This window comes from Terrirhizobium terrae (genome assembly GCF_030323265.1).
Classification (GTDB): Bacteria; Pseudomonadota; Alphaproteobacteria; order Rhizobiales; family Rhizobiaceae; genus Neorhizobium.
Genome location: NZ_CP104992.1, coordinates 118,539 through 135,470, shown reverse-complemented (window position 1 = coordinate 135,470; position 16,932 = coordinate 118,539). Strand labels below are relative to the sequence as shown.

The following is a 16,932-nucleotide window of genomic DNA, read 5'->3' as shown; positions in this document are numbered from 1 at the left end:
CGCTCCCAACCGGTCCGCGTTCCCATCGTTCGTCTCGGTCAGACGACCAGCGACGCATTGTCGAAAAAGTCAGGCAGCAGCCGCCACTGCTTGCGCAGTCTGGCTGCGTCCCGGGAAAAGTAGTCGTCCGTCAACTCGCAGCTTGTGATCCGGTCATGCCTGAAATGGCGAAAATCGGCGCGCAGTTCGCAGAAGCCGGCAAGGATCACTCCATCGATATAATAGAGCATGGCAAGGGGAAGAAGGATGCGTTCGGTCATGTTGCCGCTGCCGTCGCGATAGGCGATCCTGAGCTTGCGCTCCTCCCTGATTGCAATTCGCAGGATGCGCATGTCGATCTTCGGTTCGGGAATGGCGTGCCAGGGGGACGCGAACAGCCAGGGGTCGTAACCGGCCACTCTGGCGTCATGGGCAACAGCGTCACCGACTTTGGCGCAGGCGCTGGCGCCGGCGGCCATCAGGCTCTTGTCGCCAGTCCGGCCGATCAGCGCCAGCCCCACCGTGATCGCGTCGACTTCCTCCGGCGTGAACATTAGCGGTGGCAGGTCATAGCCCCTGCGCATCACATAACCGATGCCGGCTGCCCCCTCCAGCGGAACACCGGCTGCCTGCAGGGCGGCGATGTCGCGATAGACCGTGCGCTTGGTGACCTCCAGGCGCGCCGCAATCGCGTCGGCAGTCAGCGGCGATCGTGCCGCGCGCAGCAGCTGGACGATCTCGAACATGCGTCCCGAATTCGGCATGGGCTGAACTCCACTTGCGCGTGCATTGAACACTGCTGACGGGAGGTTGTCAGCAGCAATCTGCTAGGCGTCAGAGAGATCAGTTGGATCGGCGAAGGAGGCGGGCGTGGTGAAGCTGTCGTTGCATGCACAGGGTCTGCTGGCCGTTTCCGTCGCGACAATTCTGCTCAGTACCGCCGGTCTGATGACCCGTCTTGTCGCCATCGACGCTCCGACCCTGATGTTGCTTCGCGGCGCAATCGGCGGGGTATTCCTGTTCGGCTGCATGGTGGCGGTATCGCGACGACGGGCGATTGGGGATCTGCTGTCCCTCGGTTTTTCCGGCCTGCTGATCTGCGTCACCTCGGCCGCCTCGGCCATCCTGTTCATCGCCTCGCTTTACGCCACTTCGGTCGCGCATGTCGCCATCATCTTCGCCACATGCCCGTTCGCCGCCGCCGGGCTGGCTTTCCTGATGCTCGGTGAAAGGCCGACGCCCTCCGCGCTGCTGGCGAGCGCGGCGGCCCTCGGCGGCGTTGTCCTCATGGTGGGGCAAGGGAATGATGGAACGATGTTCGGGGATCTGCTCGCCTTCGGCATGACGGTCATGGTGGCACTCTGGACAGTGCTTGTGCGCCGCCATCCGGACAAGCCGGCGCTCGCCTGCACAGCCGTCGCCGCTATCATGACGGCATTGATCGCCGCGCCTTTTGCAAGCCCTCTGGCGGCCTCGGCCTTCGATTTCGGCGTCGTCCTCGTCTTCGGCGTGTTCGGCTTCTCGCTCGGCTTCGTGCTGCTTCTGATCGGCTCGCGCCTGCTGCCCCTGTCGAAAGCGCGCTGATCGGCGCAATGGATGCGCCACTCGCCCCGCTATGGGTGTTGCTGTTCGTCGGCGAGGTTCCAGATCCGAACACGCTTGTGGGAGGCGCGGTCGTCTTCCTGGCGGTGTGCCTGCATATCGTCAGCAGCCGGCCACGCCCTGTTGCGTGTCGCACAGTGATCGATCCATAGAGACGCCGGACCCGCCTTGCGGTCTATCCCCGCAGCGCCTCGATCAGTTCAGCCATATCCTTTGGCGTCGGCGCTTCGAATTCCATGATTTCGCCGGTGCGCGGATGTTCGAAGGCCAGCAGGAAGGCATGCAGTGCCTGGCGCGGGAAGGCGCCGACCACGGTTCTGGCGGGTTCCGGCAGACGATTGGCCTTGGTCTTGAAGCCGCCGGAATATTCGGGGTCGCCGATCAGGGGATTGCCGACATGGGCCATATGGACGCGGATCTGGTGCGTGCGGCCAGTTTCGAGACGACACTCGATGAGCGATGCCAGCGCTACGGCCTCCGGTGTCTCCTGGAAACGCTCGATGACATCGTAATGGGTGACGGCATGGCGGGCGTCGGAGGAGTCCTCACGCTTGACGGCGCGCTTGGTGCGGTCGGCGGTCGAGCGTCCGAGCGGCGCGTCGATCGTACCGCGCAGCTGGCTCGGCCGGCCCCAGACGACTGCCTGATAGGCGCGTTCCAGATCGCCCGAGCGGCCGTGGTCGGCAAACTGGTCGGCGAGATGGCGATGGGCGATATCGTTCTTGGCCGCCACCATGACGCCGCTCGTCTCCTTGTCGAGGCGATGGACGATGCCGGGACGCTTGACGCCGCCGATGCCGGAAAGGCTTGCGCCGCAATGGTGGATCAGCGCATTGACCAGCGTGCCCGTCCAGTTGCCGGGGCCGGGATGAACGACGAGACCGGCGGGCTTGGCGATGACGATCAGATCGTCGTCCTCGTAGAGAACCTCGAGCGGAATATCCTCGCCCTTCGGTTCGGGGTCTTCCGCCTCGGGCAGGACGAGTTCGACCGTGTCTCCCGGCGAAATCTTCTTCTTTGCCTCGGTTACGACGTTGCCGTTGATCTTGACCGCGCCTTCCTCGATCAGCGCCTTGACGCGGCTGCGGGAATGTTCGCCGTCGAGCTGCGCCGTCAGCCAGGCATCCAGGCGCCCGCCGTCGTCTTCGCCGGCACTCAGGACTTTCCTTGGCAGCCCGGCTTCGTTAAAGGGTTCGCTCATTCATTCATCCGCAATACGCCATCGGCATCAAACAAGGACATTCCATGCCCCAACCCGAGATCGAGGAACAGGAAGAGCCGCTTGACCCGGCAATGGAGAGAATCCGCCGGAAGATGGTGCTTCTGCAGCTCGTTTCGGGCGGGATCATGTTCGTGTGCTTTATGGCCGTCCTCGGCGCCATTGTCTACAAGATCAACCAGCGCCCCGACGAGCCGTCCACGACTGTCGCCACACCGAGTGGATTGAGCGTTCCGGCAGACCAGCCGCTCGCGGCGACCGCCGCCTTGCCGGCCGGCTTCGAAGTCCAGCAGGTGTCGATGTCCGGCAGCCAGATCCTTTTCTATGGCCAGCTTAACGGCGGCCGGAAGCTGTTCATCTTCGATCTTTCCATCGGCCGCATCATCGCCGATGTGACGGTAGGCCAGGGCCAGTGATCGAACCGATCCGCATCGCGCATGCGGATGACCCCCGCATCGACGAATTCCGCTCCATCCGCGAGCGGGATCTCGTCGGGCGCCACGGCCGCTTCATCGCGGAAGGGACCGTGGTCCTGCGCATGCTGGCTGCGGCTCACGGGCGGCAGCGCGAGTTCGTCGCCGAAAAGATCCTCATCCTCGAAAACCGGCTGGCCGGCGTGGCGAACATTCTGGCCGCGTTTCCCGATGACGTGCCGGTCTATGTCGCCGACAGCACGGTTCTCGACGGCATTGTCGGCTTTCATCTGCATCGCGGCATTCTCGCTGTCGGCCGACGGGTGAGGAGCCCTCCGCGACCGAGCTTCTTGCTGCACTTCCGGAAAACGCACTGGTCGCCGCAGCGATCGGCATTTCCAATCACGACAATATCGGCTCGATCTTCCGCAACGCTGCGGCGTTCGGCGTAGACGCGATTCTACTCGACGAAACCTGCTGTGATCCGCTCTATCGCAAGGCGCTGAGAGTGTCGGTGGGATCGGTGCTGCAGGTGCCCTATGCGCGAAGCGGCAGCATGACGGACCTTGTCGAGGCGCTTATCGGTGAAAGCTTTGCAATTTGGGGGCTGTCGCCATCCGGTCGCACCGATATCCGCAAGGTGCCGGCGTCTCCGCGCATGGCACTTCTCACCGGCAGTGAGGGCCAAGGCTTGCCGGTGGCGCTGATGGAAAAAATCCAGACGGCCGGCATTCCGCAGGTTCCCGGTCTTGATAGCCTGAATGCGGCGACTGCGACGGGTATCGCGCTCTACCAGATTGCCGGTGCGCAAGGTCGTATCTGAAAACGGAAAGACTTAACGGCCGGCTGCTTCACTGGTCGTGCCGAGCAGCGTCTTGACCCGTGCGGCCAGGCTCTGGCGCGGGCCGGTTGCCGATTTTCCGGCAAGCATGGGGTGAATCGGAGAGCTCTTGCCCTCCGTCAGCGCGGTCATCGCGACCATGCTTGCGGCGATCGCCGCCATTTCCTGGCGCAGTGCCTCGTCATTGGTCTTGCCTTTGCCGTTGAGCAGCCGCTCCGACAGTGCCGTCGCGCGGTTCTGTGCCTCGCTGGCAAGCGAAGCCGGGTTCGTTCCGATTGCTGTGCCGAGCGGGCTTGCCGGAGCCTGCGATGCATCCGGGAAATCTTCGGTTTCGGTCATGACGGGCGCTGTTTCCACAACCTCATCGGCATTCTCCTGCCGGGCATCGGTTGCCGACGAGGCAGCCGCGACGCGGTTCTTTACCTTTTCGCGCAGGCGAGCGATCTCCTCGTCGCGGCGTTCGATGGCAGTTTCCTTGTCGGTACGGGTCGATATCTCCTTCGACAGCTTGTCTTCAAGGCGCAGCGCCTTGTGTTCTTCCTGAGCGAGTCGGCCTTCGGCATCTTTGGCGCGGGTCGTCAGAAGCTTGATGTCGCGGCGCAGCTCGTCGCGTTCCTCACGCAGTGCGCTGATGCGGAATTTCAGGTTCTCGATTTCCGTCTCGCGGGTCGAGAGATCGATGCGCGCATTGTCACTCTGGGCTGTCAGCACATCCGCGCGCTTGATCAGGTCCTCGATCTCGAGATCTTTGGCGACACCAGCTTCCTCGGACGTTTCGAGCGCGGCCTTCAATTCGGCGATGTAATCGTCCTCCTGGCGCAGCTGGGAGCGCATCTCGGCGGCGGCGACATCGGTGTTCTCGAGGATCGTCTTGAGCTCTATATTCTCCGCCACCAGCCCCTTCATCTCGTCGCGCAGGCTTTCGCTCTTGACCTGCAGCGCCACGACCTTGTCCCGCTCCTGTACGAGTTCCTGCTTGGTGCGGGCGTTCTCGGCAGCGTATTGGGCGCGGGCAAGATCCCGCTGGGCGCGTACTTCCTGCGGGCTGATCGGCACGGTGGCGCGGATGCGATTTTCGGTGAAGGCCACGATACGGCGGTGGATGGCCGGGCCGATCAGCATGGCGATCAGCAGCGCACTCAGGAAACCAAGGCCAAACAGCAGGGCGAATTCGATCACGATCGGGCCATCTTCATGTGGGACGTCGGGCGCCCGTTTAAAGCATGCGGGGAGGTCGCCACAAGCTCCGGCTGTCTGGCGGCAAGCGGTAGAGGCTATTTCCACATTCCGCTGCCGCGAGGCCGAAAGTCTTTTGCGATCAGAAGGGGTTCCAGGTCGGCGAGCGGGTCAGCTTCAGATAGCCGATATTGACGCCGAGACGGGCGCCGACGCCGGTGCGGATCGGAACGAGCACGACATTCTGGTTGCGCAGCACGGTCATGCCGACGCCAGCGACGACGAAGGCCGAGCCAGAGACGCCGCCGAAACGGGCGTAGAGCGCATCGACCGACGGAAGATCATAGACGAGCATCATCACGCGCGTGCCCTGGCCGCCATAGTCGATGCCGAGGAAGGACCCTGCCAGAAGGAGGGTGCTGACCGGCATTTTTGGTGTAGAGCTGGCCTTCGCCATAGGTCAGGCCGGCGATGAATGCGCCGGAGCCTTCCTGGCCGAGAATATAGCCGTTCGGCAGGCCGAACTTCTGGAACGCGTTCTCCACCACCTTGGCAAGTCCGCCGCTCGTCTCGCCGAAGAAGCCATGACCGGCGTCGATGATTTCCTGGGGCGTGTATTGACTGCCGTTATTCTGTGCCGCAGCAGGCGACACGGCAAACCACGTCGCCAGGACAGCGATGAGAAAGGCCTTCAAACGAAGGTTCGGGGTGGAGACTTTTAGGCGGCTCATATCCAGGTCCGTTTTCGAATCGTCCATACGCATAGCTTCATGCTCAAGCATGCGCCATCTTGGAAGCATCATATTAACAATCGGTTTACCAAATATGGTGTCATTATGACCGCCTCAGACACACACCATCCCCGCACAATCTTGCGATGACATAGAGCGATGGTGATCAAACGATGCATCAGGAGCAAGGCATGCCGAAAAATCCCAATCTCACCCTCAGCGGTCCGGATCTGGCGGCGCTTCTGTGCAGCCGGGTGTGTCACGACGTCATCTCGCCGGTCGGCGCGATCAACAACGGCCTCGAGCTTCTCGACGAAGGTGCGGCCGACAGCGACGCACTCGACCTGATCCGTACCTCGGCGCTCAATGCTTCCGTCCGCCTCAAGTTCGCTCGTCTCGCCTTCGGCGCCTCGGGTTCCGTCGGCGCGTCGATCGATACGGGTGAAGCCGAGAAGGCTGCGAAGGATTTCGCGGCTGCGGAAAAGAAGACGGAAGTCACCTGGAACGGCCCGCGCGCCATCATTCCGAAGAACCGCGTCAAGCTGCTGCTCAACCTCTTCCTCGTCGCCTATGCCGGCATTCCGCGTGGCGGCTCGGTCGATGTGACCCTCGAAAACCCGGAAACCGACGCCCGTTTCGTCATCACCGTGAAGGGTCGGATGATGCGCGTGCCGGCAAAATTCGTCGAGATTTGCACCGGTACGCTCGAAGAGGCGGTCGATGCCCATTCGATCCAGCCCTACTATACTGTTCTTCTCGCCGATGAATGCGATATGGAACTGAAGCATATCGTCGACGAAGACAAGATTACCTTCATCGCCGAAGTCGCTTCTGCCTGACAAAGCTTGCCTCAGGCGCGTAACGATTCGTTAGCTGCGGTCCGCTATACCTTCACGCTCGCCCGTGCGGGGCAGCTAGGGAGCGGATTATGCAGCGTCTGATGATCGCCGATAGTTCTGACATTGTGCGTAAGGTCGGCAAGCGTATCCTGTCCGAGCTCGGCTTTCTCGTGATCGAGGCGGAGACCGCCCTCGAAGCGCTGAGAAATTGCCAGGCCGAGCTGCCGAATTTCATCATCGTCGATGCCGGGCTTGACGGAGCGATCGAGCTGATCTCCGACGTACGTGCTCTTCCTGAGGGAAAAAGTGTACGCATCTTCTACTGCGTCATCGAAGCGGATCTGAAGCGGATGATGGCCGGTAAGCGCGCCGGGGCAGACGAATTCCTGCTCAAGCCTTTCGATCGAAAGATCCTGACCTCGGTCTTCGCAGGTCACGCTGCCGCCGCCTGAGCGAAAGCGCTATTTCAGACCACACAGCAAGGCGGCCATCGGCCGCCTTTTTGCATTGGTGATTTGGGTATCGGGAACGATGGACAAAGAAAAACCCGCCTGGCTGACCAGGCGGGTTTTTGCGGTAAAGGGAGGCAGTCTTAGGCAGTTTCTGCGTATTCGGCGCCGTCCGGCTCGCGCAGCACGTAGCCGCGGCCCCAGACCGTTTCGATATAGTTCGCCCCGCCTGCGGCGTTTGCGAGCTTCTTGCGCAGCTTGCAGATGAAGACGTCGATGATCTTCAGTTCAGGCTCGTCCATGCCGCCATAGAGGTGGTTGAGGAACATTTCCTTGGTGAGCGTGGTGCCCTTGCGGAGCGAAAGAAGCTCCAGCATCTGGTATTCCTTGCCCGTCAGATGAACGCGCTGGCCGCCGACTTCGACGGTCTTTGCATCGAGGTTCACGATCAGTTCGCCGGTGATGATGATCGACTGGGCGTGACCCTTGGAGCGGCGAACGATTGCATGGATACGAGCGACCAGTTCGTCCTTGTGGAACGGCTTGGTCATATAGTCGTCGGCGCCGAAGCCGAGACCGCGTACCTTGTCTTCGATGCCGGCCATGCCGGAGAGGATCAGGATGGGAGTCTTGACCTTGGACAAGCGCAGGGTGCGCAGAACTTCATAACCCGACATGTCGGGAAGGTTCAGGTCAAGAAGAATGATGTCGTAATCATAGAGTTTGCCGAGATCGACGCCCTCTTCACCAAGATCGGTGGTGTAAACGTTAAAGCTTTCCGACTTCAGCATCAGTTCGATGCTCTGCGCTGTGGCGCTGTCGTCTTCGATAAGTAGAACCCGCATTTCTATCCCCTTTGCCGCCGCGTAAGGTTAACTGTCGCCCCCTTACTCGTTACGGATCCAGACTGTGCCTGATTTGGAAGCTGCCACCAATTGGTTAACAAATTATGATCCATCCTGGCAAGGTGTATCAATTTATTAAGCAAAATTAGTAGTAGCCTGTTTTCCTTTCAGGATTGGCCATCACCAGTTGAATCAACGGAAGAGGAAACTCCGCTAAGTGATTCATGCGACTCGCACATTGTCGCTGTCCAAATCGGACTTGGCATTTACCTACCCTTAAACGATCGTGATTATCATTAATGATGCCCGTAAACGAAAGGTTAACGCGGCGGCGAATTTATTAACGTCGCGGAAATTTTTCTGCCCCGGACTGTTACGATCGGGGCACTGGCCGGGGTAGGGTATCCACGGAGTATTGCGTATGAAGTCGCGTGACAGCCTTGTTCGCCTGAAGGGTTTTCAGGTTAACGAAAAACGCCGCCAGCTGCAGCAGTTGCAGATGATGATGGCGGAATTCGAAAGGATGGCGAAGGAACTGGAACACCAGATCACGCTGGAGGAGAAGAAATCGGGCATTACAGACCCGAATCACTTCGCCTATCCGACCTTTGCCAAGGCCGCGCGCCAGCGCGCGGACAACCTGCAGGTCTCGATCCGCGAGCTGCGCGTGCAGCAGGACAGCGCGGAACTCGCGCTGGAAGAAGCGGAAGCCGAACTGGCCAAGGCCTCGGCGCTCGAAGAGCGTGACGGCGGGATGCGCGCCCGCGCTTAAACGCACGGGGCTATAGACGGCGGATATGAGGGCGGCCCGGATCGGGACGGCGCCCTTTTTCCATTTGTCCTTTTTCAAGTTTTCCAGGCGGATTTCGTGCCGATGCACGGCATCGCTTCGAGACGCGTCTATTTCTTGACGATGTCCTGCCAGTCCGGGTGGCGTTCGATCTGGCTTTTGAAGAACGGGCAAAGCGGGATGACCTTCCAACCGCCCTTTCGCGCCTCTTCAACCGCATGTTCCGCGAGTGCCTGACCAACCCCTTTGCCGCGCAGTCCATCCGGAACACCGGTATGATCGATGATGATCAGGTGCGGGGAGGCGCGCGAGTAGCTCATTTCGGCGACGTCGCCATCGAGCCTGGCGAGATATTTTCCGCCGGATGTCGTTTCTTCGTGGGTGATGTTCATTCTGCCTCCAATCCTGTTTGCCGGATGCTATGAGAGCCTATCGTGAATGGCAACGTGATGGTTGCGTTGTTTCGATATTGCTATCGGTGGAAGCAGATTGATCCGGATTTTTTCGTTCGTATTGCTCGCGCTTGCGGCGCTGTGCCTGATCCTCGGCATATCGCTGCCGATCATGCGTTTCGAGACGCTCTATTTTTTCAGCGACGAGCCATCGCTTCTGCAGGTGATCGGTGGCTTGTGGGCGGACGGCAGCCAGATGCTGGCCGTTCTCGTCCTGGTACTCTCGGTTCTCTTTCCGGCTGCGAAACTGATCGTGCTCGGCATGGACCTTGGTCGCCGGGGAGGTCGAGCGCGATGGCTCAGGCGCACGATCCCGCATCTGTCCAAATGGTCGATGATGGATGTGATGCTGGTGGCGATCGTCATTTTCGCGGCAAAGACCGGTGGTCTTGCGAAGGCCGTGACGCTGCCGGGGCTTTGGTTCTACGCGGCTTCCGCCGTCATGGCCGCCATCTTTCCCTCCGTGGTCAAACTGGGAAAGATGAGGAGCCGGATGGAAAAGGGATAAAGCAAAGGGCGCCGCAACCCTGGAGCGCGACACCCGAAATGCGAAATCTTGGTTTTACGCCTAGTGGCGGTACTGCTGGATACGCGTCGTGCGCAGTCCGGCGAGGCCATGATCATTGATCGACGACTGCCAGGATAGGAACTCTTCGACAGTGAGCGTGTAACGCTCGCAGGCTTCTTCCAGGCTCAACAGGCCACCGCGAACTGCCGCGACAACCTCTGCCTTACGACGAATAACCCAACGGCGCGTATTGGCCGGCGGAAGATCCGCAATCGTAAGCGGGCTGCCATCGGGGCCGATGACATATTTCACCCGGGGACGTATCATTTCGGTCATTGGAACTCTCTACACAACACAAGACCACGTCGCTGAGCCTAGACCCGCAGTTTTAACATTTGACTAAATGTGATCCTCAAATGTGGCCAATCGCGCAAAGGTCGCATTTTTCTGTACCTCCCCATCCCAAGTCATTGAAAAACAAGGACGACAGGGGAGGGGTGTATCGAGCCGAAACGGCATAATGCGATCCCCTGTGTAAGAGAATGAGACAGCGGATCGACCATTTTGCGAGATTTTTTCGCTAAATCATTGTCAGGGATAGCATTGTTCCGTTCGCGCCTGACGCCAATGTCGCTGTGCCCGAATGGGCGAATGTAAGCGTGTCGCCCTGCTGCAGCTGGACGATGCCGGAGGCCGACAGCGTTGCGAGCGAACCCGCCGCGCCATTCGCCGCCAGAACCGCCTGACTACCATTGCGCGAAATCGTCACGCCATAGGCTGAAGGTGCCGCCGTCACGGATACAGTCAGTGCGAGGAGATAGAGCCCCGTCGCGGGCACCATGAGAGCGTTGCCGCCAGCGGCGACTGCAGCGCCCAGCGCGAAGCCACCCTGGTTGATAGCGAAGTCGGTGACGCCGCTCTGTTGCCCGGCTGCGGGCGTGAAACTGCTGCCGCTCCTGTAAACGCGAGCCGTCGGCTGGTTGGGGCGCGTGACCCGACCGGCGGTATCGATTGCCAGCCCCGTCTTCCAATCGGTGCCGTCGCTCACCTTGATCGAAAAGTCGTTATTGCCGGCAAGGCCCATCTCGGCATGACCGGTCCATCCGGTCTGGAACAGAAGGGTCGCCGTGTCGGCTTGGGCGGCCTTGTTGATCTTGAGCTGGTGGCCTGCGCCAGCGTGGGTGAACAGGCTGGCGGGAGAGGAGACCGCAAGCCTGTTGGTGAGGTCGGCGCTTGTGGAAATGCCCAGCATCGTCATCTCGGCCTCTTCCGGCAGAGACGTCGCCTCCCAGGTCGTCCCATCGAAAACCTTCAATGTACCTGTATCCGCAAACCAGGCCTGCCAGCCCGGTCTTGGAGTGGCGAAAGCCCAATATCCGTCCTGCCAGATGGCAATCTTGCCGGCATGGCCGCTCCAGATTCCGGTCGGGTTCGCCGCGACCAGATAACGATCGCCGGCGAGGGGCTCCGAAGACGGCGAGGCGCTTTCGTCTACGATGCAAAGCTGGACAATCGCATCCAGCAGAAGCATGGCTTCGTTGTGGGTGACGTGCTTCTGTGCCTGGGACGGCATGATGAAGGGCATTTCGAGATTTACGGTCCGGTCGCTCATCGGTTTCTCCAGCAATCGCGTTGGCTGCAGTGTAGCCACAGCCTCACGGAGCGTGGACGTTGCGGGCGTTAAGCCATTGATGCCGCTTGGGCGGAGGTCGCATTCGTCCCCGCTCCTGGTGTCGCGCAAATGCCGCAGTGTGGCCATGGTGTACCCGTGTCGCGATCCGGCCTGTGGATGTCCTGATTGCGCTTGTCCTTTCTCCCGCATATGCGAAGGTGGGGCAAAGAAGAGACGGGAACGGGCATGCGATATTCGGCATATTCGATTTTCAAGCAGGCGCTTTCGGGCAACCGGCTGTGGAAGCCGGCTTGGCGCGAACCGGAGCCAAAGCCGCATTATGATGTGATCATCGTCGGCGGCGGCGGGCATGGCCTTTCGACGGCGTATTATCTCGCCAAGGAATTCGGCATCACCAATGTCGCGGTCATCGAAAAGGGCTATATCGGCTCCGGCAATGTCGGCCGCAACACGACGATCATCCGTTCCAACTACATGCTGGAAGGCAACAACCCGTTCTACGAGCTTTCGCTGCAGCTTTGGGAAGGGCTGGAGCAGGACTTCAACTACAATGCGATGGTCTCCCAGCGCGGCGTGCTGAATCTCTTCCATTCCGATGGCCAGCGCGATGCCTATGCGCGGCGCGGCAACGGCATGAGGATGCACGGCGTCGATGCCGAACTGCTCGATCGCGAGCAGGTGCAAAGGCTGGCCCCCTATCTCAATTTCAATCACGCGCGCTTCCCGATCATGGGCGGGCTGATGCAGAAGCGCGGCGGGACGGTGCGTCACGATGCGGTCGCCTGGGGTTATGCGCGTGGCGCCGACATGCGCGGCGTCGACATCATCCAGCATTGCGAAGTCACCGGCATCCGTCGCGAAAACGGCGTCGTCACCGGCGTCGAGACGACCAAGGGCTTCATCGGCTGCAACAAGCTGGCGCTGGCGGCGGCCGGCAACACGACGACCGTCGGCCGCATGGCGGACCTGCAATTGCCGATCGAGACCCATGTCCTGCAGGCCTTCGTTTCCGAGGGCCTGAAGCCGGTGATCGACCAGGTCATCACCTACGGCGCCGGGCACTTCTATATCTCGCAGTCGGACAAGGGCGGCTTGGTCTTCGGCGCCGATATTGACTACTATTCCTCCTATGCCCAGCGCGGCAATCTCGCGACCGTCGAGCATACGATGCAGGAAGGCGTCTCGCTCATTCCGGGCATTTCGCGCGCCAAGGTGCTGCGCGCCTGGGGCGGGGTGATGGACATGTCGATGGACGGATCTCCGATCATCGACCGCACCTCGATCGACAATCTCTACCTGAATTGCGGCTGGTGCTATGGCGGCTTCAAGGCGACGCCCGCCTCCGGCTTTTGCTTTGCCCATCTCATCGCCAAGAACGAAAGCCACCACGTCTCGCGTTTCATGCGTCTCGACCGTTTCGAGCGCGGCTACGTGATCGACGAGACGGGCAAGGGCGCCCAACCGAACCTGCACTGATTTCGCTGAGATATCCCATGGCAAGCCTCATCACCTGCCCCCATTGCGGGACACGACCCAAGGAAGAGTTCTCCATTCGCGGTACTGCGTTGAAGCGGCCGGATCCCGTCGCCTCCGACGAGGTCTGGCAGGCTTATGTCTATGTGCGCGACAATCCGAAGGGGCGCTATCAGGAATACTGGCATCACGCCGCCGGCTGCCGCCGCTGGCTGGTCGTCGATCGCGACAACTTCACCCATGAGGTTTTTGGCGTGACAGATGCAGCAAGCGCTCTGCATGGGGAGGCCGGCGAATGACATCCTATCGCCTCGGCACGGCCGCTCCCGGATCAGGTAACGGCGTGAACCGCGCCCAGCCGCTGTCCTTCACCTTCGACGGCAAGAGCTACAAGGGCTTCGAAGGCGATACGCTCGCCTCGGCGCTGCTTGCCAACGACCAGATGCTGATGGGCCGCAGCTTCAAATATCACCGCCCGCGCGGGCCGGTGACGGCAGGCTCTTCGGAGCCGAATGCACTCATGACGATCGGCACCGGTGCGCGGGCCGAGCCGAACGTCCGCGCCACCATAGCCGAACTCCATGAGGGGCTGACGGCCGTCAGCCAGAACCGCTGGCCGTCGCTCTCGACCGATTTCGGCGCGGTCAACAGCCTGTTCGGCCCGCTGCTGGGGGCCGGGTTCTACTACAAGACCTTCATGTGGCCGGCGATGTTCTGGGAAAAGCTTTATGAGCCGCTGATCCGCAAGGCGGCGGGCCTCGGCAAGCTCGCCATGCAGGCCGATCCCGACCGTTATGAAAAGGCCTGGGCACATTGCGACCTGCTGGTCATCGGCTCCGGCCCTGCAGGGCTGATGGCAGCATTGGCCGCCGGTCGCGCAGGTGCCCGCGTCATCATCGCCGACGAAGGGTTCCGATTCGGCGGCTCATTGCTGTCGGAAAGCGTGGCGATCGGCGGTGTTGCCGCTGCCGATTTCGCCCGCGGCAAGGTCGAGGAACTGGCGTCGTTTCCGAATGTCACGCTGATGCCGCGCACCACCATTTTCGGCTGGTACGACGACATGGTCTTCGGCGCGGTCGAGCGGGTGCAGAAGCATGTGGCAACGCCGTCGCCCGACCTGCCGATGGAACGGCTGTGGCGCATCGTTGCCAAGCGCGCCATCCTGGCCTCCGGCGCCGAAGAACGGCCGCTGGTCTTCGGCGGTAACGACAAGCCGGGCGTGATGACCGCAAGTGCCGTGCGGACCTATCTCAACCGCTATGGCGTCGCTGCAGGCTCGAAGGTCGCCGTCTTCACCAATGGCGGCTCCGGTTATCGGACCGCTGCCGATCTCTCCGCCAGCGGCGTCACCGTAAGCGCGATCATTGATGCCCGTGCGCAATCGGCCGATCTTGCGCCCGAGGGCGTGCGGCTGATCCGCAACGGCGCCGTCATTGGCACCAAGGGACGTTTGCGCCTCGACGGGCTGATCGCCGAACGCTCCGGTTTCCAGGAGCAGATCGATTGCGATGCGCTTGCCATGGCTGGCGGCTGGTCGCCGGTCGTGCATCTCATGTGCCAGCGCGGCGCAAAGCCCGTCTGGTCCGACGATACCCAGGCCTTCATGGCGCCGGATGTCGGCGCGGCCTTCGTTGCCGCCGGCTCGGCTGCGGGATGCGACACGATCTCCGCCTGCCTCAAGGATGGTGCCGAAAAGGCCTCGGCCCTCTGCCTGGCGCTCGGCTTCTCCTCTTATGCGGCCAACATTCCCGAAGTCGAGGGCGAATATGATCCGGCCTTCGCGCCGCTCTGGTATGTGCCCGGCGCCAGGGACAAGGCCTTCGTCGATTTCCAAAACGACGTGCATGTGAGCGATCTCGGCATCGCCCAGCGCGAAGGCTTTGGCCATATCGAGCATACCAAGCGCTATACGACTGCCGGCATGGCGACCGACCAGGGCAAGCTTGGCAATGTCAACACGATCGGCATCGTTGCCGGAATGCGTGGCGTCTCCCCGGCCGAGATCGGCACGACGACGTTCCGGCCGTTCTACACGCCCGTCTCCTTCGGCGCTCTGGCGGGAACATCTCGCGGAGAGCATGCGGCACCGGCCAGAACCTCGCCGCTGCATGACTGGGCGAAGAAGAACGGCGCGAGCTTTGTCGAGGCCGGGCTCTGGTATCGCTCGCTCTGGTTCGCCCGCGAGGGCGAAAAGGGCTGGCGCGACAGCGTCGACCGTGAGGTGCTGAACGTCCGGCAGAATGCCGGTCTCTGCGATGTCTCGACGCTCGGCAAGATCGAGATTTTTGGCGCCGGCGCTGCCGAATTCCTCAATCGCGTCTATTCCAACGCCTTCCTCAAGCTGCCGGTCGGCAAGGCCCGCTATGGGTTGATGCTGCGGGAGGACGGGATGATATTCGACGACGGCACGACCAGCCGGCTCGCCGAGAACCACTACGTGATGACGACGACGACGGCCTATGCGGGCGAGGTGATGGCGCATCTGGAGTTCGCCAGCCAGACCTTCTGGCCGGAGCTCGACGTGCGCTTCGTCTCAGTCACCGATCAATGGGCGCAGATGTCGCTTGCCGGCCCGAAAGCGCGGACGATCATGAGCCGCGTGGTGGAAGACGATATTTCCGACGCCGCCTTCCCCTATCTTGCGGCAAAGACCGTGACGCTGCGCGGTGGATTGAAAGCTCGGCTTTTCCGCATCTCGTTTTCGGGCGAGCTGGCCTATGAGCTGGCGGTTCCCGCAGGCTACGGCGAAGCGGTTGCGGATGCGGTCATGGAGGCGGGACGGGACGAGGGGATCTGCGCCTATGGCGTCGAGGCGCTCAACGTGCTGCGGGTCGAGAAAGGCTTCATCACCCATAGCGAGATCGACGGACGCACGACGGCCGACGATCTCGGCTATGGCAAGATGATGGGCATGAACAAGCCGGATTTCATCGGCAAGCACCTGTCCAGCCGCTTCGGCCTCACCGCCGCCGACCGGGCGCAGCTCGTCGGCCTGAAGCCGGTCGAGGCGGACAAGGAATTCAAGGCAGGTGCGCATCTGCTGAAGGAGGGTGCGACCCCTTCGCTGGTCAACGACCAGGGCTGGGTCTCGTCGGTCTGCCATTCGCCGACGCTCGGCCATACGATCGGGCTTGCCATGCTGAAGTCCGGCCGGGAGCGCTATGGCGAGAAGATCCTCGTCTGGGACGGATTGCGCGGGACGGAAATCGCCGCCGAAGTCTGCTCGCCGGTCTTCGTCGATCCCGAGAACAAAAAACTGCAGGGTTAAGCCGCCATGTCGCTCACACTCTTTCATCGGCATGTGCTCGAGGACCATCTCTCAGGCTTCGAGGCCAATGCCAATCCGAACCATCTCTCGGTGGTGCGCCGTCCGGCAATCTTCTCGGTTCTGGCGCATCGCGGGCACGGCGCTTCCGTCAGGGAGGCGTTGAGATCAGTCGAAGGCGCAAAGCTCCATGATTGTGGCCCCGGTGAATGGCTGGTCGTGTCCGCAACATCAGGTGCGGCCGTCGTCGAAAACCTCTTGATAGGGATTGCTGGCGCATCCGTTGTCGATCAAAGCGATGGCCGGGCCCTGCTGGAAATTTCGGGTCCGAGCGTGCGCAAAATTCTCGCCAAATGCGTCGCAGTCGATCTTCATCCGGACGTCTTCTCCATCGGCGCATCCACGAACGCGCTCTGCTGCCACGTGGCGGTCAATCTTGCCCGCACGGACGACGACACGTTCGAGATCCTGGCGCCACGCTCCTTTGCCGGCTCCTCTTCGAGGAAATGATGGAGATGGGCCGCGAATTCGCGCTCACCGCCTCCTTCGCTCGCGATTAGTCCGCAATCATCCTGTCTTCTGCCCATGCCGTCGCCCTGATCCGGGGCGCCGGCTTGTTGCTAGTGGCGCTGAAACCAGCGATGCCGCGCAGGGGACATGGAATGGGCAGTTCGCGACATGAGGCTTCGCAGAACGGACTACTAGGCTTTTCGGATT

17 protein-coding genes and 2 pseudogenes are annotated in these 16,932 nt (G+C 61.4%); 11 read left to right on the top strand and 8 right to left on the bottom strand.

Translation table 11 applies throughout. The annotated features are described in order from the left end of the window. Positions 1-38: 38 nt before the first annotated feature. On the bottom strand, positions 39-743 hold the full coding sequence (locus N7E02_RS08650; RefSeq protein ID WP_286581462.1) for a helix-turn-helix transcriptional regulator: 705 nt from the start codon (positions 741-743) through the stop codon (positions 39-41). A gap of 106 nt (positions 744-849) precedes the next feature. Here N7E02_RS08650 and N7E02_RS08645 point away from each other — a divergent pair, with 106 nt between their 5' ends. Beyond that, positions 850-1,563 (top strand): DMT family transporter, encoded by a 714-nt coding sequence (locus tag N7E02_RS08645; RefSeq protein ID WP_286581461.1) that lies wholly within the window; start codon positions 850-852, stop codon positions 1,561-1,563. Between the two features lie 193 nt (positions 1,564-1,756). On the opposite strand, the gene N7E02_RS08640 is transcribed toward N7E02_RS08645, so the two are convergent. After that, positions 1,757-2,782 carry an RluA family pseudouridine synthase gene (locus N7E02_RS08640; protein ID WP_286581460.1) on the bottom strand — a complete coding sequence of 342 codons (1,026 nt, stop codon included), beginning with the start codon at positions 2,780-2,782 and terminating at the stop codon, positions 1,757-1,759. Between the two features lie 44 nt (positions 2,783-2,826). On the opposite strand from N7E02_RS08640, the gene N7E02_RS08635 reads away from it, so the two are divergent. Beyond that, complete coding sequence (locus tag N7E02_RS08635) at positions 2,827-3,216, top strand: hypothetical protein (protein ID WP_286581459.1); 390 nt, start codon at positions 2,827-2,829, stop codon at positions 3,214-3,216. Continuing rightward, positions 3,213-4,036: pseudogene (locus N7E02_RS08630) on the top strand (TrmH family RNA methyltransferase). The gene N7E02_RS08635 and the pseudogene N7E02_RS08630 overlap by 4 nt, the downstream one beginning before the upstream one ends. 12 nt (positions 4,037-4,048) lie before the next feature. Here the strand turns inward: N7E02_RS08630 and N7E02_RS08625 are convergent. Together N7E02_RS08625 and N7E02_RS08620 are read right to left on the bottom strand one after the other, a co-directional pair. After that, the gene (locus tag N7E02_RS08625) at positions 4,049-5,233 is read right to left on the bottom strand and encodes a coiled-coil domain-containing protein (protein WP_286581458.1); all 1,185 of its coding nucleotides are present in this window, start codon (positions 5,231-5,233) and stop codon (positions 4,049-4,051) included. Positions 5,234-5,372: 139 nt separating this feature from the next. Further along, positions 5,373-6,033 (bottom strand): annotated as a pseudogene (locus tag N7E02_RS08620) (DUF1134 domain-containing protein). Positions 6,034-6,152: 119 nt separating this feature from the next. On the opposite strand from N7E02_RS08620, the gene chpT reads away from it, so the two are divergent. After that, the gene (chpT, locus tag N7E02_RS08615) at positions 6,153-6,800 is read left to right on the top strand and encodes a histidine phosphotransferase ChpT (RefSeq protein WP_286581457.1); all 648 of its coding nucleotides are present in this window, start codon (positions 6,153-6,155) and stop codon (positions 6,798-6,800) included. A gap of 89 nt (positions 6,801-6,889) precedes the next feature. Continuing rightward, entirely contained in the window at positions 6,890-7,252 is a 363-nt protein-coding gene (locus tag N7E02_RS08610) for a response regulator (RefSeq protein WP_286581456.1), read from the top strand. 140 nt (positions 7,253-7,392) lie between these two features. Here N7E02_RS08610 and ctrA read toward each other — a convergent pair whose 3' ends face one another. Further along, complete coding sequence (ctrA, locus tag N7E02_RS08605) at positions 7,393-8,094, bottom strand: response regulator transcription factor CtrA (protein WP_046794530.1); 702 nt, start codon at positions 8,092-8,094, stop codon at positions 7,393-7,395. Positions 8,095-8,515: 421 nt separating this feature from the next. Between ctrA and N7E02_RS08600 the strand changes: the two genes are divergently transcribed. Continuing rightward, positions 8,516-8,866, top strand: a complete 351-nt coding sequence (locus N7E02_RS08600) for a flagellar export protein FliJ (protein ID WP_093001514.1) — start codon at positions 8,516-8,518, stop codon at positions 8,864-8,866. A gap of 128 nt (positions 8,867-8,994) precedes the next feature. On the opposite strand, the gene N7E02_RS08595 is transcribed toward N7E02_RS08600, so the two are convergent. Continuing rightward, positions 8,995-9,276 carry a GNAT family N-acetyltransferase gene (locus tag N7E02_RS08595; RefSeq protein ID WP_286581455.1) on the bottom strand — a complete coding sequence of 94 codons (282 nt, stop codon included), beginning with the start codon at positions 9,274-9,276 and terminating at the stop codon, positions 8,995-8,997. A 97-nt stretch (positions 9,277-9,373) separates the two neighbouring features. Between N7E02_RS08595 and N7E02_RS08590 the strand changes: the two genes are divergently transcribed. Continuing rightward, on the top strand, positions 9,374-9,844 hold the full coding sequence (locus N7E02_RS08590) for a paraquat-inducible protein A (RefSeq protein ID WP_286581454.1): 471 nt from the start codon (positions 9,374-9,376) through the stop codon (positions 9,842-9,844). 60 nt (positions 9,845-9,904) lie between these two features. Here the strand turns inward: N7E02_RS08590 and sciP are convergent, their stop codons facing one another. Both sciP and N7E02_RS08580 read right to left on the bottom strand, forming a co-directional pair. Next, a complete protein-coding gene (gene sciP, locus N7E02_RS08585; RefSeq protein ID WP_018327815.1) occupies positions 9,905-10,180 on the bottom strand; it encodes a CtrA inhibitor SciP in 276 nt (91 codons plus the stop codon). A 244-nt stretch (positions 10,181-10,424) separates the two neighbouring features. Continuing rightward, on the bottom strand, positions 10,425-11,456 hold the full coding sequence (locus N7E02_RS08580) for a DUF2793 domain-containing protein (protein ID WP_286581453.1): 1,032 nt from the start codon (positions 11,454-11,456) through the stop codon (positions 10,425-10,427). Between the two features lie 246 nt (positions 11,457-11,702). Between N7E02_RS08580 and N7E02_RS08575 the strand changes: the two genes are divergently transcribed. From N7E02_RS08575 to N7E02_RS08560, 4 genes are read left to right on the top strand one after another with little or no spacing between them, the layout of a single operon-like run. Next, positions 11,703-12,953 carry a sarcosine oxidase subunit beta family protein gene (locus N7E02_RS08575; protein ID WP_286581452.1) on the top strand — a complete coding sequence of 417 codons (1,251 nt, stop codon included), beginning with the start codon at positions 11,703-11,705 and terminating at the stop codon, positions 12,951-12,953. 17 nt (positions 12,954-12,970) lie between these two features. Continuing rightward, positions 12,971-13,249: a sarcosine oxidase subunit delta gene (locus tag N7E02_RS08570; RefSeq protein ID WP_286581451.1), complete on the top strand. Its 279-nt coding sequence runs from the start codon at positions 12,971-12,973 to the stop codon at positions 13,247-13,249. Continuing rightward, complete coding sequence (locus N7E02_RS08565) at positions 13,246-16,218, top strand: sarcosine oxidase subunit alpha family protein (RefSeq protein ID WP_286581450.1); 2,973 nt, start codon at positions 13,246-13,248, stop codon at positions 16,216-16,218. The genes N7E02_RS08570 and N7E02_RS08565 overlap by 4 nt, the downstream gene beginning before the upstream one ends. 6 nt (positions 16,219-16,224) lie before the next feature. Then, positions 16,225-16,725 carry a sarcosine oxidase subunit gamma gene (locus N7E02_RS08560; protein WP_286581449.1) on the top strand — a complete coding sequence of 167 codons (501 nt, stop codon included), beginning with the start codon at positions 16,225-16,227 and terminating at the stop codon, positions 16,723-16,725. Positions 16,726-16,932 lie beyond the last annotated feature (207 nt).